The organism is Streptomyces sp. NPDC094448 (genome assembly GCF_044763775.1).
Taxonomy (GTDB): domain Bacteria; phylum Actinomycetota; class Actinomycetes; order Streptomycetales; family Streptomycetaceae; genus Streptomyces.
In genome coordinates this window covers 318,264-339,747 of record NZ_JBIWGU010000010.1, presented here as the reverse complement: position 1 = coordinate 339,747, position 21,484 = coordinate 318,264, and the positions used below count along the sequence as shown (strand labels likewise).

The window sequence follows — 21,484 nt, the reverse complement described above, 5'->3', positions numbered from 1 at the left end:
CCCCGCCGCCGCGTCCACCACATGCTCGCAGTTGTCCACGATCAACAGCATCCGCCGGTACCGGCAATGCTCCACAAGCCGCTCCAGAGGATCGGCGGCGAGGGCTTCGGCCCGCAGCTCCTCGGCGCCCGCGCCGCGCAGCACGGTCTGCCGGGCGCCGAGGGCGAGGAGCACGGTCCCGGGGACGCTCTCGGGGTCGTCGACCGGGGCGAGTTCGGCCAGCCAGACACCGTCCGGGTAGGCGTCCGTCTCCCGTTCCCCGGCCTCCTGAGAGAGGCGGGTCTTGCCCGCGCCGCCGGTACCGGTCAGGGTGACCAGCCGGGCGCTCCGCAGATCGTCGCGGAGCGTGCCGAGGTCGTCCTCCCGTCCGACGAACGAGGTCAGCCGGGCTCGCAGATTGCCGTGCGCGGCGGGCGGAAGCGGTGGGACGGCGGGGGATTCGGCCGGGCCCTCCGGTACGGCCGGGTGCTCCGGTACGGCGGGGGCCGGGGTTTCGGCGGGGGTGAGCAGCTCCGCGTACAGGGTGCGCAGCTCGGGTCCCGGGTCGGTGCCGAGGCGGCCGGCGATCCGGGACCGTACCTCTTCATAGGCGGCGAGGGCCTCGGCGGGCCGTCCGGTGGCTCGCAGTGCGCGGATCCGCAGCGCGTGCAGCGGCTCGTCGAGGGGGTCGGCGGCGCAGGCCGCGGCCAGCTCGGGCAGGCATTCCGCGGCCCGGCCGAGTACCACGAGCGCGGCCAGCCGGTCCTTGACCGCGGTCCGGCGGCGGGCCTCGGCGCGGGCGGCCTCGGCCCGGCCGTCGTCGGGGAGGTCGGCGAGCGCCGGGCCGCGCCAGAGGGCGAGCGCCTCGTCGAGGATGCCCAGGGCCTTCACCGGGTCGTCCGCGGCGAGGGCGCGGGCACCTTCGCCCGCGAGGCGGGTGAAGCGGTGGAGGTCGATATCGTCCGGATCGGCGGCGAGCCGGTAGCCGCCGGTCTCGGAGGTGACCGCGGCGGCTCCGACGGCCCGCCGCAGCCGCCCGATCAGGGCTTGCAGCGCGCCCGTGGCATCGGCGGGCGGCTCCCCGGCCCAGACCTCGTCCACGAGGGTCCCCGGGGGCACGGCCCGCCCGGGGCTGAGTGCCAGCGCGCCGAGGAGCGCGCGCAACCGGGCGCCGCCGAGGGGCACAGGGGTGCCGTCGTCGCGATGGACCTGGGTGGTGCCGAGTACGGAGTAGCGCACCCGGCCATTCTCCCCGCCGGGCGGGGGGTGCGGGCACGGACGGGGGGAGGGCGGGCGGCGGGTCGGAAGGCGGAGGGGCGGGCGGGCCGGAACACCGGGGTCCGGACGGCCGGAACCAGGGCATGGCCCGGTTCGTTCTCCCCTCACCGGCACCGACGGGTACGGTCGGTGACCACGCCGTCACGCCACCGGAGCCGCGCCATGAGCCCAGCAGCCGCCTCTTCCCGGTCCTCCCGCCGGGTCAGCCCCGTCTTCCTCGGCATCGTCGCGATCGGCGCGCTGGCAGGCTGGGCGGTCTGGACGGACTGGTCCGGGACCGCCGGGTTCGCGGTCTTCGTCTTCGTGACCACCGCCTGGGTGGTCTCCCTCTGTCTGCACGAGTACGCGCATGCCCGCACGGCCCTGCACAGCGGTGACCCGACCGTCGTCGACAAGGGGTATCTGACGCTCAACCCCCTCACCTACACCCACGCGCTGACCAGCATCGTCCTTCCGGTCCTCTTCGTGGTCCTCGGCGGTATCGGGCTGCCCGGCGGTGCGGTGTTCATCGAACGCGGCCGGATCCCGGGCCGCTGGCGGCACAGTCTGATCTCCGCGGCGGGCCCGCTGACGAATGTGGCGTTCGCCGTGGTGTGTACGGCCCCGTTCTGGCTGCACGGTTTGGAGGGTGTCCCGCCGCTGTTCCGCCACGCCCTCGGCTTCCTGGCGCTGCTCCAGGTCACGGCCGCCCTGCTGAACTTCCTGCCGGTGCCGGGGCTCGACGGGTACGGGGTGGTCGAACCGTGGCTGTCCCCCGCGATGCGCCGCCGCCTCGCCCCGGTCGGCACGTACGGTCTGCTGATCGTGTTCGCGCTGCTGTTCTTCGTACCGGAGGTGAACCGCGCCTTCTTCGACCTGGTGGACTGGGTGCTGCGGGGGCTGGGGGTGCCGGATCTGGAGACGGCCTGCGGCTACGACCTCTACCGCTTCTGGCAGCAGCCGCCGTCGGTGTGCACGGGCTGATCCCCGGCGGGGCGCCCGGAATGGCCCCGTCCCCCGGGCCGGGTCGCGGCGCGGGGGACGGGGGTTCTCTCGGACGAGATCCCGGTGGGCTTACAGCAGATCACCGGCAGCGGGGTCACCACCACCGTCACCCTCGGACTGTACGAGGGGCAGGGCGGCCAGTCCGCCATGGAGCAGTTGTCCGGGGCGCTGGAAACGTGCGCCGGCGGGTTCGAGGCCTCCGTCCAGGGGACCCGGCAGCAGCTCACAAAGGTCAAGGCCGACCTCGCACCCCAGGGGGCGGAGCAGGCCATGGCCTTCACCACCGAGGTCGAGAAGGCCGGGAAGACCCTGCCCGTCAAGGTCGTCGTCTTCCGCAAGGGCACCACCGTCGGCTACCTCACCGCCACCGGCACCCCCGGCAAGGAACTCGCCTTCCCCACCAAGGTCTTCGAGACACAGCTCATCAAACTCGCCTGACCGGACCAGCGCTACCAGCGTTCCGGGGGCGGTGCCGTCAGATGGTCCACCAAGCGGGCCACCCGGTCGCGGAAGGGGCGGCGGCCGCGGGGCGGGAGCGGGGTGCCGTTCTCGCCCGCCGCCGCGCTCACCAGGTGCTGGACCATGTCCAGGTCGATCTCCTCGGCCGCCGGGTCGACCGTCAGGGACTCATGGGCCAGGGCCCGCACCTCCCGGTCGCCGCCGTCCAGCGCGAACAGGGTCGCCCCGGCGCGGCGCGCCCTGTCGAGGTGGGTGAGGAGCTGCTCCCCCGGGCTGCCGGGGGCGACCACCAGCAGGGTTTCGCCGCGGCGCGCGGCGCGCAGCCGGGCCGGGCCCACGGCCAAGTGGGCCGGGTCCCCGGGGCGGACGCGGTGGCGGACCAGGGTGGGGGCGAGTTCCGGGCGGCCGGACCAGGCGGCCTCGTCCACCAGGTGTGCGGCCAGATGCCATGGCTCGTACTCCTCCGTGCCGACCAGCAGCAGCCCTCCCCCGCGCGGGGTGACCGACGTCCGCAGGGCGCCCGCGAACCGCCGTGCCGCGCCCGGCCATTCCGTACCCGCCAGCACCTCGCGCAGCAGCGCGACCCTCATCGCATCCATGCCCCCGCATGCTGGACCAGGGCGGTTGCCCGGATGACGGGTATCACCCCGGCTCACCCGTACGGGGCCGGCCTACCTCCGAGTAGGGTCGGCCGCATGACTTCCACTGACAGCAGCAGCACCGCCCCCGCCGGTTCGAAGCCCGCCCCCAAGGACCCCTGGGAGCTGCCCGATGTATCGGGCCTCGTCGTCGGTGTCCTCGGCGGCACCGGCGACCAGGGGCGGGGGCTGGCCTACCGGTTCGCCCGAGCCGGGCAGAAGGTGATCATCGGTTCGCGGGCGGCGGAGCGTGCCGAGACCGCGGCGGCCGAGCTGGGGCTCGGGGTCGAGGGCGCGGACAACGCGGAGTGCGCCCGCCGCAGCGATGTGGTGATCGTGGCGGTGCCGTGGGACGGTCACGCGAAGACGCTGGAGTCGCTCCGCGCCGAGCTGGCGGGGAAGCTGGTGATCGACTGCGTCAATCCGCTCGGCTTCGACAAGCAGGGCGCGTACGCGCTGAAGCCGGCCGAGGGCAGTGCGGCGGAGCAGGCCGCCGCCCTGCTGCCGGAGTCGCGGGTGACGGCCGCCTTCCACCACCTCTCCGCCTCCCTCCTCCAGGACACGTCACTCGCCGAGATCGACACGGATGTGCTGGTGCTCGGCGAGGCGCGGGCGGACACGGACCTCGTCCAGGCCCTGACGGCCCGGATGGCGGGGATGCGCGGCGTCTTCGCCGGGCGGCTGCGCAACGCCCACCAGGTGGAGGGGCTGGTCGCCAATCTGATCTCGGTGAACCGCCGCTACAAGTCGCACGCGGGGCTGCGCGTCACCGACGTGTGAGTACCGGCGGGGGCGGGCGGCTGCGCATGCCGCCCGCAGATCCGGGCGGGGCATGGGGGACACTGGGGGAGATACGTCCCCGGGGCCCGACCGCCCCGGCGGGCCGTATGTCCGCCGTCGTCAGTCCGTGGCCGGGCCCCCGCCCGGCCCGCCGATCAGGAGCCGCGCCCCATGCCCCGCCTCGCCCTCTACTCCCTCGCCGTCTGTCTGCTCGCCGTGGCCGCCGCGGTGGTCTCCTTCGTCCAGGGGATGTGGATCGGGATCGTCTGGGTGCTGCTGGCGGGGCTGGCGTCCAATATGACCTGGTACTACTTCCGGCGCGGCAAGGCGGAGCGGGCGCAGCGCACCGCGGGCTGACCCCGGGGCGCAGGACCGCATCCCGGACCGGCTCCGGGCCGCCGAAAACCGGTTGCCCCATGCACCGGGCCGAGCGGACCATGGCATGTTGTGCCCCAGCTCTCCGCGATACTCCCCGATCTCTCCCCCTGGCGTTCCTCCCGCGATTTCCGCCTGCTCTGGACCCAGGGGCTGATCACCTACTTCGGCAGCTTCATGGCGATGATCGCGCTGCCGCTCCAGATCAAGGACCTCACCGAGTCCCCGGTTGCGGTGGGCGCGATGGGTGCGGTCGAACTGATCCCGCTGATGGTCTTCGGACTGTACGGCGGTGCTCTCGCGGACGCCCTGGACCGGCGGAAGCTGATCCTGTGGACGGAGGCCGGGCTCGGGGTGCTCGCGCTGATCCTGCTGGTCAACGCGGTGCTGCCGGAGCCGCTGCTCTGGCCGTTGTACGTGGTCGCGGCCGGGGTCTCCGCGATGGCCGGGCTCCAGCGCCCCGCGCTCGACTCGCTGATCGCCCGGATCGTGCCGCACGACCAGCTGACGGCGGCCGCCGCGCTCAACGCCCTGCGCTGGCAGGCGGGGGCGATCGTGGGTCCTTCGGTGGCGGGTGTGGTGGTGGCGTACGCGGGTCATCCGGCGGCGTACGGGGTCACGGTCGTGACCTTCGCCGTTTCGGTACTGCTCTGCCGGAAGCTGGCGCCCTCCCCCGCGGCCCGCGAGGCGGAGAAGCCGTCCCTGCGGGGCATCGCGGAGGGTGCCCGTTATGCCTGGTCACGGCCGGTGCTGCTGGGGACGTACGCGATCGACCTGGCGGCGATGGTGATCTCCGCGCCGATGGCGATCCTGCCGTTCCTGGCGGACGATCTGGACGCGGAGTGGTCGCTGGGGCTGATGTACGCGGCGATCGGTCTCGGCTCGGTGGTCCTCAGTCTGACCAGCGGCTGGACCTCGAAGGTACGGCGGCACGGTCTGCTGGTCGTCTTCGGTGCCGCGGGCTGGGGTGCGGGGATCGCGGGCGCGGGACTGGTGGACAACGTCTGGCTGGTGCTGGTGTTCCTGGCGGTGGCGGGCGCCGCGGACATGCTGAGCGGACTGGGCCGCTCCACGATCTGGAACCAGACCATCCCGGACGGGCTGCGGGGCCGGCTGGCCGGTATCGAAGTGCTGTCGTACAGCGTGGGGCCGCAGCTCGGTCAGGTCCGGGCGGGTGCGCACGCGGGCTGGTCGGGCACCCGCCCGGCGATCTGGGCGGGCGGGGTGGCGTGTGTCGCGGTCGTGGGACTGCTGGCGGCGGCCCTGCCGAAGCTGGTGCGGTACGACGCATCGACGGACGAGGACGCCCTGTCCCGCCGCGCGGAGAAGGAAGCGGCGGGACGCGTGGAGACCGGCGGAGGCGGCGGAAAGGCAGAGGCGGAGGCGGGGGCCGCGCAGGCGTAGGGCGCCCGTCCGGGGCGCCGCGGGCGGTGAGCCCCCGCCCCGTGGCCGGCGGCCGCCCCGTCAGGTACCCGATGTGCCCTCGTCGTCCCCCCGGCCCGTCTTGTCGTGCCAGCGCGGGTCCGTCTCCCACTCCAGGTTCCGCTCCCGGGCGGTCTCCATCGCGTGGGCCGCCTCCTCACGCGTGGTGTAGGGCCCGAAGCGGTCCTTCGCCGGGCACTCGGGACCCTCCTCGACCTTCTGGTGCTTCAGGCAGTAGTACCACTCGCCGGGCTTCCCGGCCTGCCGCCGCTTGAACAGGGCCATGGCGTCTCCGTCCCTCGTTCCCGTACGACCGTCGTACGGGACCATGCTGCCCCACCCCCGCTGGTTAGACTCGCTGACATGTCTGGCCAGTCGCTGCTCGTGCCCGGGGTGCTCTCCCCCGTCCGTTCCGTTCCCGCCGCCATCGCGCGCCCCGAGTACGTCGGTAAACCGGCGCCCACCCCGTACGCGGGGTCCGAGGTGCAGGATCCGGAGACCGTGGAGCTGATGCGGATCGCGGGGCGTATCGCCGCGCAGGCGATGGAGGAGGCGGCGAAGCACATCGCGCCCGGCGTGACCACGGACGAACTCGACCGGGTCGCCCACGAGTTCCTGATCGGCCACGGCGCGTACCCCTCCACCCTCGGCTACCGCAGGTTCCCGAAGTCCCTCTGCACCTCGGTGAACGAGGTGATCTGCCACGGGATCCCGGACTCCACGGTGCTGCGGGACGGCGACATCGTGAACCTGGATGTGACGGCGTTCATCGGCGGGGTCCACGGCGACAACAACGCCACCTATCTCTGCGGCGAGGTGGACGAGGAGTCCAGGCTGCTGGTGGAGCGGACCCGGGAGTCGCTGAACCGTGCGATCAAGGCGGTGAAGCCGGGGCGGCAGATCAACGTGATCGGGCGGGTCATCGAGTCGTACGCCAAGCGCTTCGGCTACGGCGTGGTCCGCGACTTCACGGGCCATGGGATCAACACCTCGTTCCACTCCGGTCTCGTCGTCCCGCACTACGACGCCCCGCACGCAACGACGGTGATGCAGCCGGGGATGACGTTCACCATCGAGCCGATGCTGACGCTGGGGACGTACGAGTACGACCTCTGGGAGGACGGCTGGACCGTGGTGACCAAGGACCGGAAGCGGACGGCGCAGTTCGAGCACACGCTGGTGGTCACGGAGACCGGGGCGGACATCCTCACCCTGCCCTGAGCGGTCCGGAACAGGGAGTCACCGGGTGCCCCCGGCGCCCGCGGATTTACCGACAGGGCGTCGGGAAGGTATTGACTTAGGTAAGCCTAAGTAGGGAGAATCGAACTGGCAACAGGCGCATCCGAGTGTCGGCGTCGGTGGGCGTTTCGTCCTGCCGTCAGTCGTTTGCGCCCTGTGTCGTACTTCTTCCCCATGCCTCCCGGAGGACCGCTTTGGACACCACCGCAGCCACCCCCGGCACGCCTTTCTCCCAGCTGCTCCGCTCCACCACGCACGACAAGCACGACGAGGCGAATGCCTCCCCCTTCATCGGCCGGCTGCTGGCGGGCGGGCTCGGGGTCGGCGCGTACGCCCACTACACCGAGCAGCTCTGGTACGTCTACCGGGCGCTGGAGAAGGCCGGTGAGGCGCTGCGGAACGACCCCGTCGCGGGCCCCTTCGTCCGGGACGAGCTGCTGCGTACGGCCGAGCTGGAGCGCGATCTGACGTTTCTGCGGGGCGAGGGCTGGCGCGACGGTGTCACCCCGCTGCCCGCCACCGCGGCCTATGTCGCCCGGGTCGAGGAGTGCGCCCGCACCTGGCCCGCCGGGTTCGTCGCCCACCACTACACCCGCTATCTGGGGGATCTCTCCGGCGGCCAGGTCATCCGGGACCAGGCAGAGAAGACCTGGGGCTTCCCCCGCAAGGGCGACGGCGTGCGGTTCTACGTCTTCGAGCGGATCTCCAACCCGGCGGCGTTCAAGCGGACCTACCGCGAACTGCTGGACACGGTGAACGCGGACGATCTGGAGAAGCAGCGGATCGTGGAGGAGTGCCGGCGGGCCTTCGACTTCAACAGCGCGGTGTTCTGGGAGCTGAACGAGGCGTATCCGGTCAGCGCCTGAGCGCGGCCCGTTCCGGCGGTACGGAGGCCGGGGACCCCATGACGGGTCCCCGGCCTCCGGCGTACCGGCGCGGGCGGCTGTCCCTCAGGTCATCAGCCGCAGCGCGTCGGCGACGCTGAGCCTGCGCGCGGGTACCGGGGCGGGCGGGGGTACGGGGGTGAGCAGCCGGGCCTGGGAGATCAGCCGGACCCGGCCGCCGATCTCGACCTCGCCGTCGGGGCCGGGGGCGGTGAGGATCTGCGAGCCCCGGCCCTGGGTGATGTTCAGGGCCCGGCCGAGCCGGTCGGTCAGCAGCAGTGCGGCGCCACCGCCGGCTTCGTCCTCGATGCCGGTGTCCGTGGCGTCGGGGCCGGGGACCGCTGTGATGCCGTGGGCTCCGGCGGCTTCGGCAGCTCCGGTGCCGGGGAAGGCCCGCGCCCGGATCCGGCCCGCCCTCTCGTCCTCCCAGGCCCAGGCGTAGCGCGGGGTGCCGCCGGGCGGCGGGACGGGCAGCGCGTCGACTTCTTCCGGGCTCGCGTACCACTCCAGGGTGTACGGGGGTGCCCAGGCGGCGCGCACGGTGATCCAGGTGAACTCGCCGTCGCCGCGGGTCCAGACCGGTCCGGCGGGCGGGTTCAGCTCCTCCAGATCGAGCAGCCAGGCGGCGCCGACGAGGGCGTGCGGGGCGAAGGGGAGCAGGGCGCCGGGCGCGTGGAGGTCGAGGACACCGCGCTCCGGGTCGTCGACGAACACGGTGTCGCCGCCGCTGCCGCCCGCCAAGGCCCGGCGGGAGGCCGGATCGCGGTAGGGGCGGGGGTCGCGTACGACGGACAGGGCGCTGCCGTGCCGGCCGTCGGCGGCGCAGAAGACGCGCAGGACGTCGAGCTGTTGGCGTTCGTTCACCCGGGCATTGAAGCACCGGTGAACCGTGTACGTGCCCGGTGTCCCCAATCCGTCACCAACGCCACACGGACGGCGGGGCGGGCCGGTATCCCGGGGACGGCACGACAGGGGCGGGGGGGGGGGGGGGGGGGGGGGGGGGGGGGGGGGGGGGGGGGGGGGGGGGGGGGGGGGGGGGGGGGCGCGGGGGCCCCACCCGATGTAGGTCCTGACCACCCCCCGCGGCCCCCCCCGCGGGTTCGGGGGCCCGGGGGCCGCCCCCCCGGGGGGGGGGGCGCCCGGGGGGGGCCCCCCCCCCCCCCGGTCGGTCAGGAGGCCTGCTTGCGGCGGCGCGTCAGGAAGACGGCGCCCGCGCCCGCCGCCGCGATACCCGCCGCGGCGGCGAGCAGTCCGCCGGCCGGGGCCCCGGCGCCGGTGGCGGCGAGGGACCCGTCCGTCGGACCGCCGGTCGAACCGCCCGTGGAGCCGCCGACGGAGCCGCCAGTGGTGCCTCCGGTCGTACCGCCGCCGGTGGACGAGCCTCCGGTGGAGCCACCGCTCGACGCCCCGGCCGAGCCGGACGAGCCGCCGGTCGAACCGCCGGGCAGCTCACCGGACTTGTCCAGGGAGACCGCGACCGTCAGCGGGTCCAGCGCGACACCGGACTTGTACATCCCGCTGAACGCCTTCGTGCTGCCGTCGGCGGTGAGCACGACGGGCACTCCGCTCAACGTGACGACCTTGTCCTTCTCCTTCAGCGCACCCGCGGGCACGGCGAGGGTGCCGATGCCGAGATCGTTGTACGAGGCGGGCTTGCCGGTGTCCTTGTCCTTGGTGGACACATCCGCCGAGAGCACGCCCTTGGTGCCGTCGACCGTCACCCGGAGGTCACTGAGGCGCAGGTCGAGGAGGTACTCCTTGGTGTCCGGCTTCTGGTGGCCGAGGAAGCGCACCTGGCCGTCGAAGGACGCCTTGAGGGTCTTGCCCGCGGCGTCGAAACTGCCCTTCCCCTTGGGGAAGCGGTAGCCGTCGGCGGTGGTCTTCGTACCGCCGGAGACTTCGATCTTCCCCTGGCCGAAGCCGGTGGTGATGTACTCGCGGAAGCTCTTCTTCACACCCCAGTCGAGGTTGCCGTCGACCAGGGCACCGGGGTCGGTCTCGGATCCGCCACCCGTTGCGCCGCCGGTACCGCCACCGGTTGCGCCGCCGTTCCCGGTCCCGGCGGTGGTTCCCGCGCTCGTACCCGCGCTGGTCCCGGTGCTCGTACCGGCACTGGTGCCTGCGCTCGTGCCCGCAGTCGTACCGCTGCTCGTGCCCGCGCTCGTACCGGCACTGGTACCGGCACTCGTGCCCGCGCTCGTACCGGCACTGGTACCTGCGCTCGTACCGGCACTCGTGCCCGCGCTCGTGCCCGCGCTCGTACCGGTGCTCGTGCCGCCGCTCGGGCCGCCGGACGACGAGCCGAGCGTCACGCTCAGGTTCACGGGGTCCAGCACATGGCCCGCCTTGTACGTGAGCGCGAGCGCGTCCGCGCCCGCCGCGGTCAGCTTCGCCGGGATGTTCTTGAAGAGCATCGGCCCGGTCCGTCCGGCGCTGCGCTCGGCCTTCGACACGTCGAGCGCGGCGAGTTCGACGTCCTCCGACTTCTGGTCGCCGGAGGTGATGTCGGCCGTGACGGCGCCGTTGACGCGGTCACCGCTGTACTTGAGGTCCGAGAGGGTGACCCGGAACCCGTGCCTCGTCGAGGCGAAGGTCACGGAGCCCTTGAAGTCGGTGCTGGTGACCGCGGTCGACGTGTCGTAGGTCCCGGTGCCGTCCGGGAAGGTGAACGGGCCGTTGTCCGCGGCCTGGCGGGCTCCGTCGGCGACGGTGATCGTGCCTCCGGCGGCACCGGCGACATAGCCGCGGAAGGTCTCCAGGAAGCCCCAGTCCAGGGTGCCCGCCGTCAGCGGGAGCCCGGCGGCGGCCCCCGTACGGGCGTCGGAGGCGGCCGGGGCAGCGGCGGAGGCCGGGAGGCTGAGAGCGGTGGCGCCGAGCGCGACCGCGGTGGCGGACGCGGCGACGATGGCCGTACGGCGTCGACTCGTTGCTGACATGAGGGTTCTGCTCCTGCGATTCGGGGGTGATTCGGGGGGAGGGGGGGTGGGGTCAGTCGGTGGTTCCGGGCGCCGGCGTCATGCGCCTGCGGCGGCGGACGGCATAGAGGGCGATCGCCAGGGCAGCGGCGAGGACGCCCGCGCCGACGGCGACGAACACACCGGAGGAAGAGGAGGAGTCGGCGGAGGACGCGGCCGGAGCGGCGTCGGTGGCCCGCGCCGCCGAGGGGGACGGGGCTGCCGAAGGGGTCTCGGCAGCCGGTGCGCTGCCCAGATCGGGCAGGGCCGGAAGCCGGGCGCCCGCGTCGACGGCCACGGCGAGGGAGACCGGGTCCATCTCGGTGCCCGCCTGGTACATGTTCCCGAAGGCCTGCGCGCCGCCCGCGGTGAGGGTCGCCGGGGCCTCGGTGAGGGTCGCCAGGCCGTTCTTCGGAGCGAATCCGGTGGCGGGGAATGTGATCAGCGGTACGGCCGGGGTGGTGCGGGTGCCGTTCGCGATATCGGCGCTGAGAACGCCCTTGCCGCCGCTGATCTTCGCGCTGACCTTGGTGAGGGTGAGGTCGAGGTGCTGTCCGGTGAACCGGACGGCGCCGGTGAAGACGGCGTCCAGGCGCTGGGTCTTCGGATCGTACGTGCCCTTGCCGCTCGGGAAGCGGAACAGGGCGCCGCCGTCCTGCGCACCGCCGGAGAGGGTCCACTTGCCCTGGGCGATGGAGCCGGTGACGTACTCGCGGAAGGTGCGGCGGACGCCCCAGTCGACGGCGGCGTCGCGCAGGGCGCCCCGGGCGGTGTCCTTCGCCGTGGCGCTCGGCTTCGTCTCGGGGGTGGGCTTCGGCGGCGCCGCGGACTGCCGGGGTTCGACGACGTCGACGCCGAGGGTGATCGGGTCGAGCGGGGTGCCCGCGGTGTAGAACCCGGCGAAGGCCGTGGCGCCCTGGCCGGTGAGGGTGGCGGGGATGTTGTTCAGCCGGACCGGGCCGCGGCCGCCGCGCATGTTCACCCCGGAGAGGTCGAGCGCGGCGAAGGGCACCTGGGTGGAAGTGGTGACCTTGCCGGTGTTGCGGGCCTTGCTGACCATGTCGACGTGGAGGGTGCCGCGGCCGCCGGAGATCCTGACCGTGGGGCGGCTGACGGAGAGTTCGAGTTCGTTGCCGCCGTCGGGCTTGCGGTGGCCGGTGAAGCGGACGCCGCCGCTGAAGCGGGCTTCGAAGGCGCCGGTTCCGGGGTCGTACGAACCCTTGGCGGAGTGGAAGCGGAACTGGCTGCCGCCGATGGTGGCGGCGCCTCCCGTCAGCCGGTAGTTGCCGTTGGCGATGGGGCCGGTGACATACGTCTGGAACGAGGACTTGATGCCCCAGTCGAGTCGGCCGCCGGAGACCGTGCCTTCGGCCGCCCGGGCGGCCCCGGCCGGGAGCAGCGCCCCGAGCAGGGCCGCGAGCAGCACGGTGGCGAACGCCCGAGCCGGTCGGTACGGCGGCATGGAAACCCTCCTGGGTACGGCGGAGCCCGCGGACGTCCGCGGGCACGGGAACGGGTGGGCTTTCCGCACGGCCGCGGGGGCGGGGGCGGAAAGCGGGCACGGCAGGCGGGGGTGGGGTGCACCACCCTGGCCAGCAAGGTAAGGCTAACCTAAGCTACCTTCGGTCTGTCCGGGTAGCCCCCGTACGCCCCGGATTCGGGACGGCGCGGGCAGCCGGGACATGTCCCCGCACGATCCGGCGACGCCATGCACCAGCCCTGGACGACGCCTCCGCCACGAAGACAGGACGGTGCCCCGGTGCCAACGGACCGCAGAACTCCCCCGGGCCGCGCCCGGACAGCCCCGCCCGGCCCGCGACGCACCGCAGGTACAGGGCGTACGGCCCGTACGGCGCTGGGCGCGCTCGCCCTGGTGTTCGCCCTGGCGGTGACGGGCTGCAACAGCGGCTCCCCCGCGCCGGGCGGCACGGGCGGGAAACCGGGCGCTTCGGCGCCGCCCGACCGGGTCGAACCGCTGGGGTCCGTACCGTCGCCCCGGCTGCCCGCCGCCGTGACCTCCGCCGACGGCCGGAAGGTGACGGTCACCGCCGTCGACCGGATCGTTCCGCTGTCGGGCTCCCTCAGCGAGATCGTCTACACCCTGGGCCTCGGGGAGCGGGTGGTGGCCCGGGACGTCACCGCCACCTTCGAGCAGGCGAAGGACCTGCCGGTGGTGACCCGCGGCCACGACGTCTCGGCCGAGAGCGTGCTCTCCCTCAAGCCCTCGCTGGTCCTCGCCGACACCACCACCGGGCCCGACGAGGCGATCGACCAGATCAGGGACGCGGGGGTGCCCCTGATCACGGTCCCGACGGCCAAGTCGCTGGCCGACGTCCGTACCCGGATCGAAGCGGTCGCCGCGGCGCTCGGCGTCGAAACGGCCGGGGACACGCTCGTCGAACGGACCGAGAAGCGCATCGCGGCCGTGCAGAAGGCCATCCCGGCACCGGCGGACGGCAGGAAGCCCCGGGTCGCCTTCCTCTATCTGCGCGGCTCCGCCTCCGTCTATCTCCTCGGCGGCGCCGACTCGGGTGCCTCGTCGCTGCTGGAGGCGGCGGGCGCGGTCGACGCGGGCAAGGAGTCCGGTCTGGAGAAGGACTTCACCGCCATCACCAGCGAGGCCCTGGCGAAGGCCGCGCCGGACGCGATCCTGGTGATGTCGAAGGGGCTGGCGTCGGTCGACGGCGTCGACGGGCTGGTGAAGATCCCCGGTGTGGCGCAGACCCCGGCCGGGCTGGACCGCCGGGTGGTCTCCGTCGACGACGGGGTGCTGCTGAACTACGGGCCGCGGACCGACCAGGTACTGAAGTCGCTGGTGGAGCAGTTGCACGGGACCCCGGACGGCAAGGGGACCGGCGCATGACGACCATGGCCCGGCCCAGCGCGCCGGTACGGGAGCAGCCGGGGCGCGGCAAAGCCCCCCGCAGGGGCCGCCGCTCCACCGCCTGGCTGCTCACCGCGGGTCTGGCGGGCGCCCTGTTCACGGTGGCGCTGGTGTCCGCCGGATACGGCGCGTACGACATCCCCCTCGGCGACGTCGTCGCATCGGCACAGCACCGGCTCGGCCTCGGCGGCCGGCCGCTGGACCGGGTCGGCGAGAGCGTGCTGTGGAACGTCCGGCTGCCGCGCGTGGTGCTGGCGCTGCTGGTCGGCGCGTCCCTGGGCTGCGCCGGGGCGCTGATGCAGGGCGTGTTCGGCAATCCGCTGGCCGAGCCCGGCATCATCGGCATCTCGGCGGGCGCGGCGGTCGGCGCGGTCGCCTCCATCGCGCTGGGGCTGAGCTTCCTCGGCAACTGGACCATCACTGCCTGCGCGTTCACCGCCGGGCTCGCGACCGTGTTCCTCGTCTACTTCATGTCGCGCTCCGGCGGGCGGACCGAGATCGTGACGCTGATCCTCACCGGGGTGGCCGTCAACGCGTTCGCGGGCGCGCTGATCGGCCTCTTCGTCTTCTTCGCCGACAACGCGCAGATCACCCAGATCACCTTCTGGCAGCTCGGTTCGCTCTCCCAGGCGACCTGGCCGAAGGTGCTGGCCGTGCTGCCGTGCACCCTTCTGGGGCTGCTGGTCGCGCCGTTGTACGCCCGCAGGCTGGACCTGCTGGCGCTCGGGGAGCGGCCCGCCCGGCATCTGGGCGTGGACGTGGAACGGCTGCGGATCACCCTGATCCTGGTGGTGGCGCTGCTGACGGCCGCCGCGGTGGCCGTCGCCGGGATCATCACCTTCGTCGGGCTGCTCGTACCGCATCTGCTGCGGATGGCGAACGGCCCCGGGCACCGGTTCCTCGTCCCCGGCAGCGCGCTCGGCGGTGCGCTGATGCTGGCGGCGGGCGATCTCGCGGCCCGTACCGTCGCGGAGCCCGCCGAGCTTCCTCTCGGTGTGCTGACCGCGCTCTTCGGCAGTCCGTTCTTCTTCTGGCTGCTCCGCAGGACCCGTCGCAGGCAGGGTGGTTGGGCATGAGGTTCTCCGTACGCGAAAGGCAGCTCCCGGCCCGGCCCGCGCCGGGTGCGGTCCTGGCCGAGGCGCGGGGGGTACGGATCCGGCTCGGCGGCCGTGAGGTGCTCGCGGGCGCCGATCTGACGGCCCGCTCGGGCGAGGTGCTGGCACTGGTCGGCCCCAACGGTGCGGGCAAGTCGACCCTGTTCGCCGCGCTCGCCGCGGACCTCGCACCGGATGCGGGTACGGTCCTGATCGCGGACCGCCCGGCCGGGTCCTGGACCCCGCGCGAGCTGGCGCTGCACCGGGCCGTACTCCCCCAGTCGTCGGCCCTGTCGTTCCCGTTCCCGGTGGCGGACGTCGTCGCCATGGGCCGGGCCCCGTGGGCCGGTACGGCCCGGGAGGACGAGGACGATACGGCGGTCGCGGAGGCGATGCGGGCCACCGAGACCGAGGCGTTCGCGGACCGCCCGTTCTCCGGCCTCTCGGGCGGTGAACGCGCCCGGGTCGCCCTGGCCCGCGTCCTGGCCCAGCGCACGGCGCTCCTCCTCCTCGACGAGCCCACGGCCGCGCTGGACCTGCGCCACCAGGAGCTGGTCCTCCGCATCTGCCGCGACCGGGCGGCGGCGGGCGACGCGGTGGTGGTCGTCCTCCACGATCTGGGCCTCGCGGCGGCCTACGCGGACCGGATCGCAATCCTCAGCGGCGGCCGCATCGAGGCGTCGGGCCCGCCGGGGGAGGTGCTGGACGCGGGGCTGCTGACGCGGGTCTACCGGCAGCCGGTGGAGGTGTTCCCGCATCCGCGCACGGGCGTCCCGGTGGTCCTCCCGGACCGGGCTCACTGAGCAGCCCTAGCCGGGGAGCAGTTCGTCGGGTACGGGACCGGGAACGAAGGCGGTCGCATGGCGGGGGCAGGCGTACCGCACGATCCCCGGCCCGCTCGCCTGCCCGCTGTAGCCGACTTCCACAGCGGCGGGCGAGGTGTGTCCGCAGACGACGCAGGGGCCGCCGGACGGGGGCGGTACGGGGACGGTGAGGCCGTCGCGGGTCATCACGGCCCCGTGCACACGGCCCGGACGGCATCCCGCGCCGCCGCCTCGACGGCCATGGGGTCGGCCCCGGCGGCGATCCGCCGGAACGCCTCGCCCCGCCAGCCGCGCGGTAAGCGCGTGATGCGCTGGACGAGTTCGGGCGCGTCGATCGTCCGGAGGTCCGCGTACTCCGGCCCCGGCGGGTCCTCCCCCTTGACGGCGTACGCGCTCGCCTCGGCCAGCACCTCGGCGAGCGTGCGCCGGGCCGGATCCCGGAGCCGGGCCGCGCGGTGCAGCTCCCGCAGCACGGCCGCCCGCCAGGCCACGGGGAGCTTCCCGAACTGCCCGAGCAGCTCGACCGCGAGCAGGGCGTGGCGGGTCCGCTCGGGGTCGGCCTCCGGCCAGCGCCCGGCCCCCACGGGGTCGCAGAGCGCCGCGAAGTAGGCCACGTCCATGACGAGCGCGGTGATCCGCTCCCCGTACTCCTCCCCACCCGGGTCGACATGCCACGCCCGCCGGATCGCCCGCCCGTCCGCGACACACCAGTACAAGGCGGCCCGGGAGTGCACGGGCAGCGACTCCCAGACCCCCGACCCCTTGAGCACATCCCACACCAGCGGCCCCACGCCCCCGACGAGCCGCGCGACCACGGCCCGATCCCGCACCCGCCAGCACACGAGCGCGTCCAGCGCGTTCCGAAGACCGTCCAGTCCGGACATCGTTGAATGCTTTTCCGTCACTGTTCCCAGCGCTCCCTCTCACCCTTCCGGTAGGTCTTTTCGCTTGAGAGAACCGCGCGGAAGGGTGTCCGGGTAGCGTCGAACGGGGTGGCAAACCCTGGCACTCGGGACGGCGGTTCGGGAGGACGGTCGAAATGCGGCAGGGTGAGACACGTAGGAATCAGCACTTGGCCGATGTGTTCGAGCGTTCGGGCATGTCACAGGGGGAAGTGGCTCGCCGTGTCACCACGCGGGCACGTCTTTGCGGGCTCCGGCACGTGAATCCGGACGCCAGCAACGTGCGGCGCTGGTTGCAGGGCGCCCAGCCGCGCGACCCTCTTCCGGGACTGATCGCCGACGTGTTCTCCGAGCGTTTCGGTCATCGCGTCACGACATTCGACCTTGGCTTCGGAGATACGCCCGATCTTGACCGGCCGCTGAACTACAGCCCATCGTTCACCGAGACGGTGGAGTCAGTGACCGAGCTAGGGAGAGCGGACATGGACCGCAGGAATTTTCTCGCTGCGTCGCCGTTCGTGGCGGCAGCGGCCGTTGGGCCGTCACGTGACTGGCTGCTGGCCACGCTCGATCAGGAGCCATCGGCCGGGCTCCGGGTCCGGCTGGAGGACGTGACCGATGTACGGAACATGTTCAGCCGGTTCCAGGAGATCGACGTCATGCAGGGCGGCGGCTCCGGGCGCCTGCTGCTGACCCGGTACATGAACACCCATGTGTATCCGCTGCTGCGGCGCACGCACGCCGAGGACGTACGCCGCGCCCTGTGCGGCGCGGCCGGTGAGCAGACGTATCTGCTGGGCTGGATGGCCTTCGATTCCGGCGAGCACGGGACGGCGCAGCGGTACCTGATCCAGTCGCTGCGGCTCGCCGAGGAGTCCGGTGACGTACGCCTCGGGGCCCATGTGCTGGCGGGTATGGCGGACCAGACCACCGTTCTCGGGAACCCCGAGGAGGGCCGCAGGCTGACCCAGGCCGGCCGCCAAGGTCTGAAAGGCGCCGAATCACCGGCCTGTCTGGCCGACCTGTGGGCTCTGGAAGCCAGGGCGCTCGCCGTGCTGGGGAACGAGTCGGGTGCCGCACGGGCGATCGTCGAGTCGGAGCGGGCCTTCGAGCAGGTCGTCCCCGGGGCGGAACCCGAGTGGGCCCGGTTCATCGACGGCGCCTATCTCCACGGCGAGTACGCGACGGCCCTCCGCGACCTCGACCGGCCTGCCGACAGCGCCGAGCACGCCCGGCAGTCCATCACCCATGCCCAGGCCCAGAACCGCGCCCGGCGCGGTGCGATGTCCCATGCCACGCTGGCGGTTTCCCACCTTCGGAACGGGGACCTCGAATCCGCGCACGCGACCGGGGTCCGGACGCTGGAGCTGGCCCGCCGGGTGAAATCGTCCCGGAGCACGGAGGCCGTTCGGGACGTACAGCGCCGGATGATCTCCTTCGGGCGCCATCCCCTCGTCGCAGACTTCAACGAACGGGCCCGACAGCTCCTCGCCGCCTAGAACATGACCGCGGCCCGCGTGCCGCCCGTAGGGGACGGGTAGCACGCGGGCCGACGGCAGGGGCCCGACGTCCCCGGCCGGCCCGGCCGCGCGGATACCGAACCGCGGACCTCGGCCGGGTCGCTGACGAGACCCCCTCGTCATGGACTCAGCGAACGGGCACGGTAGTTCCTCGGCGCCCGGCTAGAAGGTGCGGGTCGTTGCCCACGACGCCTGATTCCACGGGCGGCTCAGGTCGAAGGTGATGCCGGAGAGCCGTCTGTCGAAGCCCAGGTTGCCGGTGTACCTGCCTCTGGATCCATTCGGCCAGCGCAGGATGAAACTGATGGACGTACCGTCCACCACCGCGCCTTCCTCGATCGTTCCGAAGGTGCCGCCGGAGGATCCGGTGCCCCAGAGCCGCCCGCTGCCGTCCTGACCCAAATTGACCGTGGTCATGTGTCCGTTGCTCTGGTGGATCTGCCAGATGCCACCGGCGTAGAAGCCGGGTGCGAGGGCGGCCGCACCCGGTGCGGCCGAGGCTGCGGCGGGTGCGGCCACGGCCGCAGGGGCGAGGGCGAGGCCGCTGACGGCCAGGGCCAGGGCGAGTCCGGCCGTGGCGAGTTTGGTGCGCATGGGCGATCCCTTCGTCGACGCTTTACAGGTCGGAAGAACTGTTCCCACACGTGCAAGAGACCCGGGAACGAAAAGGAGAGTCGGGTCGAAGCGAGTATCTCCGCGCCCGGGGCAGAGGACGACGCTCCTTCCGGCCAAAGGCCCTCCCCGAGGGGCCGGACCCGCCTCACCCGGGGCGGACCCGGCCCCTCCCTCTGTCACGGCTTGCGCGGTTCGGCCTCCCGGACGGTGTTGAGGTGGATCAGGACATCGAAGGAGCGGCCGAGCGCCAGATCGTAGAGGGGGTAGTTGTCGTGGAACAGTGTGCCGATGCTGCGGGTGGGGCGGGCCGTGTTCAGCCAGTCGCGGGCGGCGGGCGCCGCGGTGCGCAGGTCGGCGTAGAAGTCGCGGTGGCGGACCCGGTCGAGCGTGTGCTCGTTGGTGCCGGGGGCGGCGCCGCCGACGGTGAACTTCTTCCAGTCGCCGCCGATGGCCGTGGATGTGGCGAGGAAGGAGCCCCGGTCGAAGGTCATACCGATGGGGAGATAGTCCCGGCCCAGGGCGTCACGGAGGAAGGACCCCTGGGTCTTCGGGTACATCTCCGCCGTTCCGGCGATCAGGCCGAGGTGGTCGTTGTGCGCGGAGACCAGGATCTTGTGCCCGGTGCGCTGCTGCCACCACAGGATGTTCCGGGCCATGACCTCGTCGCGGAAGCGCTGGAAGTCCGGCAGGCCGACGGGGTCGCCGGCGTCCACGGTCAGGAAGTGGGTGGTGTCCGCGATGGAGCGGGCGTTCTGCACGGCCCAGTCGTGGGCGTCCCGGTCGCGGCCGTCGGCCGCCCGGATCAGGTCGAGCGCCTGCCGGGCCCGGTCGGCGAAGCGCTTGCGTTCGGCGAGCGGCTTGTTCAGGTAGTCGAAGACGTCGTCGACGGGGCGCAGCCCGGTGTACAGCTCGTCGATGCGGGGGGCCAGCGCGGGGTGGTGCCGGTGGACGTATCCGGTGATCCGGCCGAAGAACTCGTCGGTCATGGAGGGACCGGCGAGGTCGTTGCCGACGAAGTGGACGGTACGGGTGGGGTTGCGGCGGTTGTGGTCGCGCATCCACTCGATGAGGTGCACGAACTCCTCGCGGTCCCACGGGGATTTGGCGAGGGTCTCGGCGGCGATCTGCCGGGCGTTCCCCTTGCCGGTCTGGAGGTAGTCGTTGATCCGCAGTCCGGCGGCCCAGCTGAACTCCAGGGAGAAGGCGCGGAATCCCTTCTCCCGGACGAGGTGGCGGAAGAGCCGCTCCTTCATGGTGAAGAACTCGTGGGAGCCGTGGGTGGCCTCGCCCAGGCCGACGACCTTGGCGCCGCCGATCATCGCGCCCAGCGCCCGCAGGTCGGCGGTGCTCCCGCCGGGTGCGGTGGAGCGCAAGGGGTGGGCGATCCGGTCCAGTGCGCGGAGGGCGGGGTCCTGGGCCCGGGCGGCGGTCGTCGCCGGGGTCTGCTGGGCGGCCGGGGCCGCCTGCGCCACCGCGGGGGTGAGGGTCATTCCCATCGCGATCGCCGCCGTGACGAGCATGGCCCTGCGGCCGATGCACGGATGGTGTGGACTGCTCATGCTGGTGGGCTCCTTCGGTTCACTGCCGGCAACGCGGCGGCCTGAGAAGATCCTCGCCCGCGCCTCCCCGGGCGCGCAGTGACCACAGCTCCCCTGTTCCCGGGGGAGCCTGCTACACCGGAGCGGCTCCACCACCGGAACTGATCCGGCGGGTGGAGTCGTCCCGGTGGGTGGAGGCGGTGCGGTACCGGGCCGCGATCCGGTCGGTCGTGCCCGGCCCGGTGCCGGGCTCATCTGGGGGAAGGCGGTCGCTTCACCGTGGACGGCACGTTTCTGTTCGGTCTGGGTACCGGCCTCTCGGCCGGTGTCGTCATCGCCCCCCTGCTCGCCGTGGCCGCCAGAACAGGCCGCTTCGCTCTGCTCCGCCCGGTGCTGGTGGCCGTCGGTGCCACCTTCGCCTTCTTCCTCGTCCTCGACGCCGTCCTGGAGTCCGGCTCCCGGCAGCCGACCGTACGGACGCTGGGAATCCTGACCGGGGTGCTGTCGCTGCTCGCGGCCGGGCTGATCACCTGGGCGGTCTTCGAGATCCACCGCGGCGCGCGGCACCGGACGTACGGACCGGCCGTACGCCCGCTGTACGCGGGTGTCGTGGTGGCCGCCGCCGCCCTCTCGGTGGGGCTGGGCGGTCTGGGCCAGGCCCAGTTCGTCCGGGCTGCGGCACGGGCCGCCACCGGCGAGGAGGCCGACCTCCTGCCGCTGTTGGGGGTGGTGCTGGGCGTCGCGACCGGGGCCGTGGTGGCGCTGGCGCTCTTCCACGGTCTGCTGGGGATCCGCCCGGACCGGTGGTTCTTCACCGGGACCGCCGTCCTGCTGGCCGTCGTCGGGGCCGGGGTGCTCGCCCAGGGAGTCGGCAACCTCCAGTTCGCCGATGTGTTCGGTGGCGATCGGACCCCGGTGTACGACGTCTACTCCGAGGTGCCGTTGGACACCTGGTACGGAATGGCGCTCACCTCCACCGTGGGGTTCAGTCCCTTCCCGACTGCCCTCCAGGTCACCGTCTGGTTCCTGTATGCGGTCCCCGTGCTCCTGCTGCTCCTCGCCCCGATAAGGTTCGGTCGTTCAGTCGGGGGCGCGGGGGCCAAGGAGTAGGCGAC

General features: G+C 73.0%; 22 protein-coding genes. 12 read left to right on the top strand and 10 right to left on the bottom strand.

Going from position 1 to position 21,484, the window contains the following annotated elements; all coding sequences use genetic code 11:
* On the bottom strand, window positions 1-1,218 hold a 1,218-nt coding region (locus ACIQ9E_RS21680), incomplete at its 3' end, for a BTAD domain-containing putative transcriptional regulator (protein ID WP_403709363.1).
* 201 nt (window positions 1,219-1,419) lie between these two features.
* On the opposite strand from ACIQ9E_RS21680, the gene ACIQ9E_RS21675 reads away from it, so the two are divergent.
* Both ACIQ9E_RS21675 and ACIQ9E_RS21670 read left to right on the top strand, forming a co-directional pair.
* Window positions 1,420-2,220 (top strand): site-2 protease family protein, encoded by an 801-nt coding sequence (locus ACIQ9E_RS21675; protein WP_403709361.1) that lies wholly within the window; start codon window positions 1,420-1,422, stop codon window positions 2,218-2,220.
* 84 nt (window positions 2,221-2,304) lie between these two features.
* Entirely contained in the window at window positions 2,305-2,679 is a 375-nt protein-coding gene (locus tag ACIQ9E_RS21670) for a hypothetical protein (protein WP_403709359.1), read from the top strand.
* An 11-nt stretch (window positions 2,680-2,690) separates the two neighbouring features.
* Here ACIQ9E_RS21670 and ACIQ9E_RS21665 read toward each other — a convergent pair whose 3' ends face one another.
* Window positions 2,691-3,299, bottom strand: a complete 609-nt coding sequence (locus tag ACIQ9E_RS21665; RefSeq protein ID WP_403709357.1) for a hypothetical protein — start codon at window positions 3,297-3,299, stop codon at window positions 2,691-2,693.
* 96 nt (window positions 3,300-3,395) lie between these two features.
* On the opposite strand from ACIQ9E_RS21665, the gene npdG reads away from it, so the two are divergent.
* From npdG to ACIQ9E_RS21650, 3 genes are all read left to right on the top strand, one after another.
* Window positions 3,396-4,118 carry an NADPH-dependent F420 reductase gene (gene npdG / locus ACIQ9E_RS21660; RefSeq protein ID WP_403709355.1) on the top strand — a complete coding sequence of 241 codons (723 nt, stop codon included), beginning with the start codon at window positions 3,396-3,398 and terminating at the stop codon, window positions 4,116-4,118.
* Window positions 4,119-4,289: 171 nt separating this feature from the next.
* A complete protein-coding gene (locus ACIQ9E_RS21655; protein ID WP_006349603.1) occupies window positions 4,290-4,475 on the top strand; it encodes a hypothetical protein in 186 nt (61 codons plus the stop codon).
* 90 nt (window positions 4,476-4,565) lie between these two features.
* Window positions 4,566-5,897 (top strand): MFS transporter, encoded by a 1,332-nt coding sequence (locus ACIQ9E_RS21650; RefSeq protein ID WP_403709353.1) that lies wholly within the window; start codon window positions 4,566-4,568, stop codon window positions 5,895-5,897.
* A 60-nt stretch (window positions 5,898-5,957) separates the two neighbouring features.
* Here ACIQ9E_RS21650 and ACIQ9E_RS21645 read toward each other — a convergent pair whose 3' ends face one another.
* A complete protein-coding gene (locus ACIQ9E_RS21645) occupies window positions 5,958-6,200 on the bottom strand; it encodes a hypothetical protein (protein WP_403709351.1) in 243 nt (80 codons plus the stop codon).
* Window positions 6,201-6,278: 78 nt separating this feature from the next.
* On the opposite strand from ACIQ9E_RS21645, the gene map reads away from it, so the two are divergent.
* Together map and ACIQ9E_RS21635 are read left to right on the top strand one after the other, a co-directional pair.
* Window positions 6,279-7,136 (top strand): type I methionyl aminopeptidase, encoded by an 858-nt coding sequence (gene map / locus ACIQ9E_RS21640; RefSeq protein WP_403709349.1) that lies wholly within the window; start codon window positions 6,279-6,281, stop codon window positions 7,134-7,136.
* Window positions 7,137-7,348: 212 nt separating this feature from the next.
* Window positions 7,349-8,020 carry a heme oxygenase (biliverdin-producing) gene (locus tag ACIQ9E_RS21635; protein ID WP_403709347.1) on the top strand — a complete coding sequence of 224 codons (672 nt, stop codon included), beginning with the start codon at window positions 7,349-7,351 and terminating at the stop codon, window positions 8,018-8,020.
* A gap of 84 nt (window positions 8,021-8,104) precedes the next feature.
* Here the strand turns inward: ACIQ9E_RS21635 and ACIQ9E_RS21630 are convergent, their stop codons facing one another.
* The 3 genes from ACIQ9E_RS21630 to ACIQ9E_RS21620 form a co-directional block, all read right to left on the bottom strand.
* Window positions 8,105-8,902, bottom strand: a complete 798-nt coding sequence (locus ACIQ9E_RS21630) for a PhzF family phenazine biosynthesis protein (RefSeq protein WP_403709345.1) — start codon at window positions 8,900-8,902, stop codon at window positions 8,105-8,107.
* A gap of 305 nt (window positions 8,903-9,207) precedes the next feature.
* On the bottom strand, window positions 9,208-10,974 hold the full coding sequence (locus ACIQ9E_RS21625; RefSeq protein ID WP_403709343.1) for an HtaA domain-containing protein: 1,767 nt from the start codon (window positions 10,972-10,974) through the stop codon (window positions 9,208-9,210).
* A 52-nt stretch (window positions 10,975-11,026) separates the two neighbouring features.
* Window positions 11,027-12,454, bottom strand: a complete 1,428-nt coding sequence (locus tag ACIQ9E_RS21620) for an HtaA domain-containing protein (RefSeq protein ID WP_403709341.1) — start codon at window positions 12,452-12,454, stop codon at window positions 11,027-11,029.
* 246 nt (window positions 12,455-12,700) lie between these two features.
* On the opposite strand from ACIQ9E_RS21620, the gene ACIQ9E_RS21615 reads away from it, so the two are divergent.
* From ACIQ9E_RS21615 to ACIQ9E_RS21605, 3 genes are read left to right on the top strand one after another with little or no spacing between them, the layout of a single operon-like run.
* On the top strand, window positions 12,701-13,855 hold the full coding sequence (locus ACIQ9E_RS21615) for an ABC transporter substrate-binding protein (protein WP_403709339.1): 1,155 nt from the start codon (window positions 12,701-12,703) through the stop codon (window positions 13,853-13,855).
* 5 nt (window positions 13,856-13,860) lie between these two features.
* A complete protein-coding gene (locus tag ACIQ9E_RS21610; protein ID WP_403709407.1) occupies window positions 13,861-14,952 on the top strand; it encodes a FecCD family ABC transporter permease in 1,092 nt (363 codons plus the stop codon).
* A complete protein-coding gene (locus ACIQ9E_RS21605) occupies window positions 14,949-15,773 on the top strand; it encodes a heme ABC transporter ATP-binding protein (protein ID WP_403709337.1) in 825 nt (274 codons plus the stop codon). The genes ACIQ9E_RS21610 and ACIQ9E_RS21605 overlap by 4 nt, the downstream gene beginning before the upstream one ends.
* Before the next feature lie 6 nt (window positions 15,774-15,779).
* Here ACIQ9E_RS21605 and ACIQ9E_RS21600 read toward each other — a convergent pair whose 3' ends face one another.
* Window positions 15,780-15,980, bottom strand: a complete 201-nt coding sequence (locus ACIQ9E_RS21600) for a hypothetical protein (protein ID WP_403709335.1) — start codon at window positions 15,978-15,980, stop codon at window positions 15,780-15,782.
* Entirely contained in the window at window positions 15,980-16,678 is a 699-nt protein-coding gene (locus ACIQ9E_RS21595; RefSeq protein WP_403709333.1) for a hypothetical protein, read from the bottom strand. Before ACIQ9E_RS21595 ends, ACIQ9E_RS21600 begins: the two co-directional genes overlap by 1 nt.
* 500 nt (window positions 16,679-17,178) lie before the next feature.
* On the opposite strand from ACIQ9E_RS21595, the gene ACIQ9E_RS21590 reads away from it, so the two are divergent.
* Window positions 17,179-18,195, top strand: a complete 1,017-nt coding sequence (locus ACIQ9E_RS21590) for a transcriptional regulator (protein WP_403709331.1) — start codon at window positions 17,179-17,181, stop codon at window positions 18,193-18,195.
* A gap of 183 nt (window positions 18,196-18,378) precedes the next feature.
* Here the strand turns inward: ACIQ9E_RS21590 and ACIQ9E_RS21585 are convergent, their stop codons facing one another.
* Window positions 18,379-18,810 carry a hypothetical protein gene (locus tag ACIQ9E_RS21585; protein ID WP_403709329.1) on the bottom strand — a complete coding sequence of 144 codons (432 nt, stop codon included), beginning with the start codon at window positions 18,808-18,810 and terminating at the stop codon, window positions 18,379-18,381.
* Between the two features lie 197 nt (window positions 18,811-19,007).
* Window positions 19,008-20,390 carry an erythromycin esterase family protein gene (locus tag ACIQ9E_RS21580; protein ID WP_403709327.1) on the bottom strand — a complete coding sequence of 461 codons (1,383 nt, stop codon included), beginning with the start codon at window positions 20,388-20,390 and terminating at the stop codon, window positions 19,008-19,010.
* 258 nt (window positions 20,391-20,648) lie between these two features.
* Here ACIQ9E_RS21580 and ACIQ9E_RS21575 point away from each other — a divergent pair, with 258 nt between their 5' ends.
* On the top strand, window positions 20,649-21,479 hold the full coding sequence (locus tag ACIQ9E_RS21575) for an FTR1 family protein (protein WP_403709325.1): 831 nt from the start codon (window positions 20,649-20,651) through the stop codon (window positions 21,477-21,479).
* Window positions 21,480-21,484: the final 5 nt, after the last annotated feature.

Bases quoted from the DNA above. Each gene is read 5' to 3' on its own strand.
- ACIQ9E_RS21675 (WP_403709361.1), top strand. From the start codon at position 1,420: ATGAGCCCAGCAGCCGCCTCTTCCCGGTCCTCCCGCCGGGTCAGCCCC.
- ACIQ9E_RS21665 (WP_403709357.1), bottom strand. From the start codon at position 3,299: ATGGATGCGATGAGGGTCGCGCTGCTGCGCGAGGTGCTGGCGGGTACG.
- npdG (WP_403709355.1), top strand. From the start codon at position 3,396: ATGACTTCCACTGACAGCAGCAGCACCGCCCCCGCCGGTTCGAAGCCC.
- ACIQ9E_RS21655 (WP_006349603.1), top strand. From the start codon at position 4,290: ATGCCCCGCCTCGCCCTCTACTCCCTCGCCGTCTGTCTGCTCGCCGTG.
- ACIQ9E_RS21645 (WP_403709351.1), bottom strand. From the start codon at position 6,200: ATGGCCCTGTTCAAGCGGCGGCAGGCCGGGAAGCCCGGCGAGTGGTAC.
- map (WP_403709349.1), top strand. From the start codon at position 6,279: ATGTCTGGCCAGTCGCTGCTCGTGCCCGGGGTGCTCTCCCCCGTCCGT.
- ACIQ9E_RS21625 (WP_403709343.1), bottom strand. From the start codon at position 10,974: ATGTCAGCAACGAGTCGACGCCGTACGGCCATCGTCGCCGCGTCCGCC.
- ACIQ9E_RS21620 (WP_403709341.1), bottom strand. From the start codon at position 12,454: ATGCCGCCGTACCGACCGGCTCGGGCGTTCGCCACCGTGCTGCTCGCG.
- ACIQ9E_RS21615 (WP_403709339.1), top strand. From the start codon at position 12,701: ATGCACCAGCCCTGGACGACGCCTCCGCCACGAAGACAGGACGGTGCC.
- ACIQ9E_RS21610 (WP_403709407.1), top strand. From the start codon at position 13,861: ATGGCCCGGCCCAGCGCGCCGGTACGGGAGCAGCCGGGGCGCGGCAAA.
- ACIQ9E_RS21605 (WP_403709337.1), top strand. From the start codon at position 14,949: ATGAGGTTCTCCGTACGCGAAAGGCAGCTCCCGGCCCGGCCCGCGCCG.
- ACIQ9E_RS21600 (WP_403709335.1), bottom strand. From the start codon at position 15,980: ATGACCCGCGACGGCCTCACCGTCCCCGTACCGCCCCCGTCCGGCGGC.
- ACIQ9E_RS21595 (WP_403709333.1), bottom strand. From the start codon at position 16,678: ATGTCCGGACTGGACGGTCTTCGGAACGCGCTGGACGCGCTCGTGTGC.
- ACIQ9E_RS21590 (WP_403709331.1), top strand. From the start codon at position 17,179: ATGGACCGCAGGAATTTTCTCGCTGCGTCGCCGTTCGTGGCGGCAGCG.
- ACIQ9E_RS21585 (WP_403709329.1), bottom strand. From the start codon at position 18,810: ATGCGCACCAAACTCGCCACGGCCGGACTCGCCCTGGCCCTGGCCGTC.
- ACIQ9E_RS21580 (WP_403709327.1), bottom strand. From the start codon at position 20,390: ATGAGCAGTCCACACCATCCGTGCATCGGCCGCAGGGCCATGCTCGTC.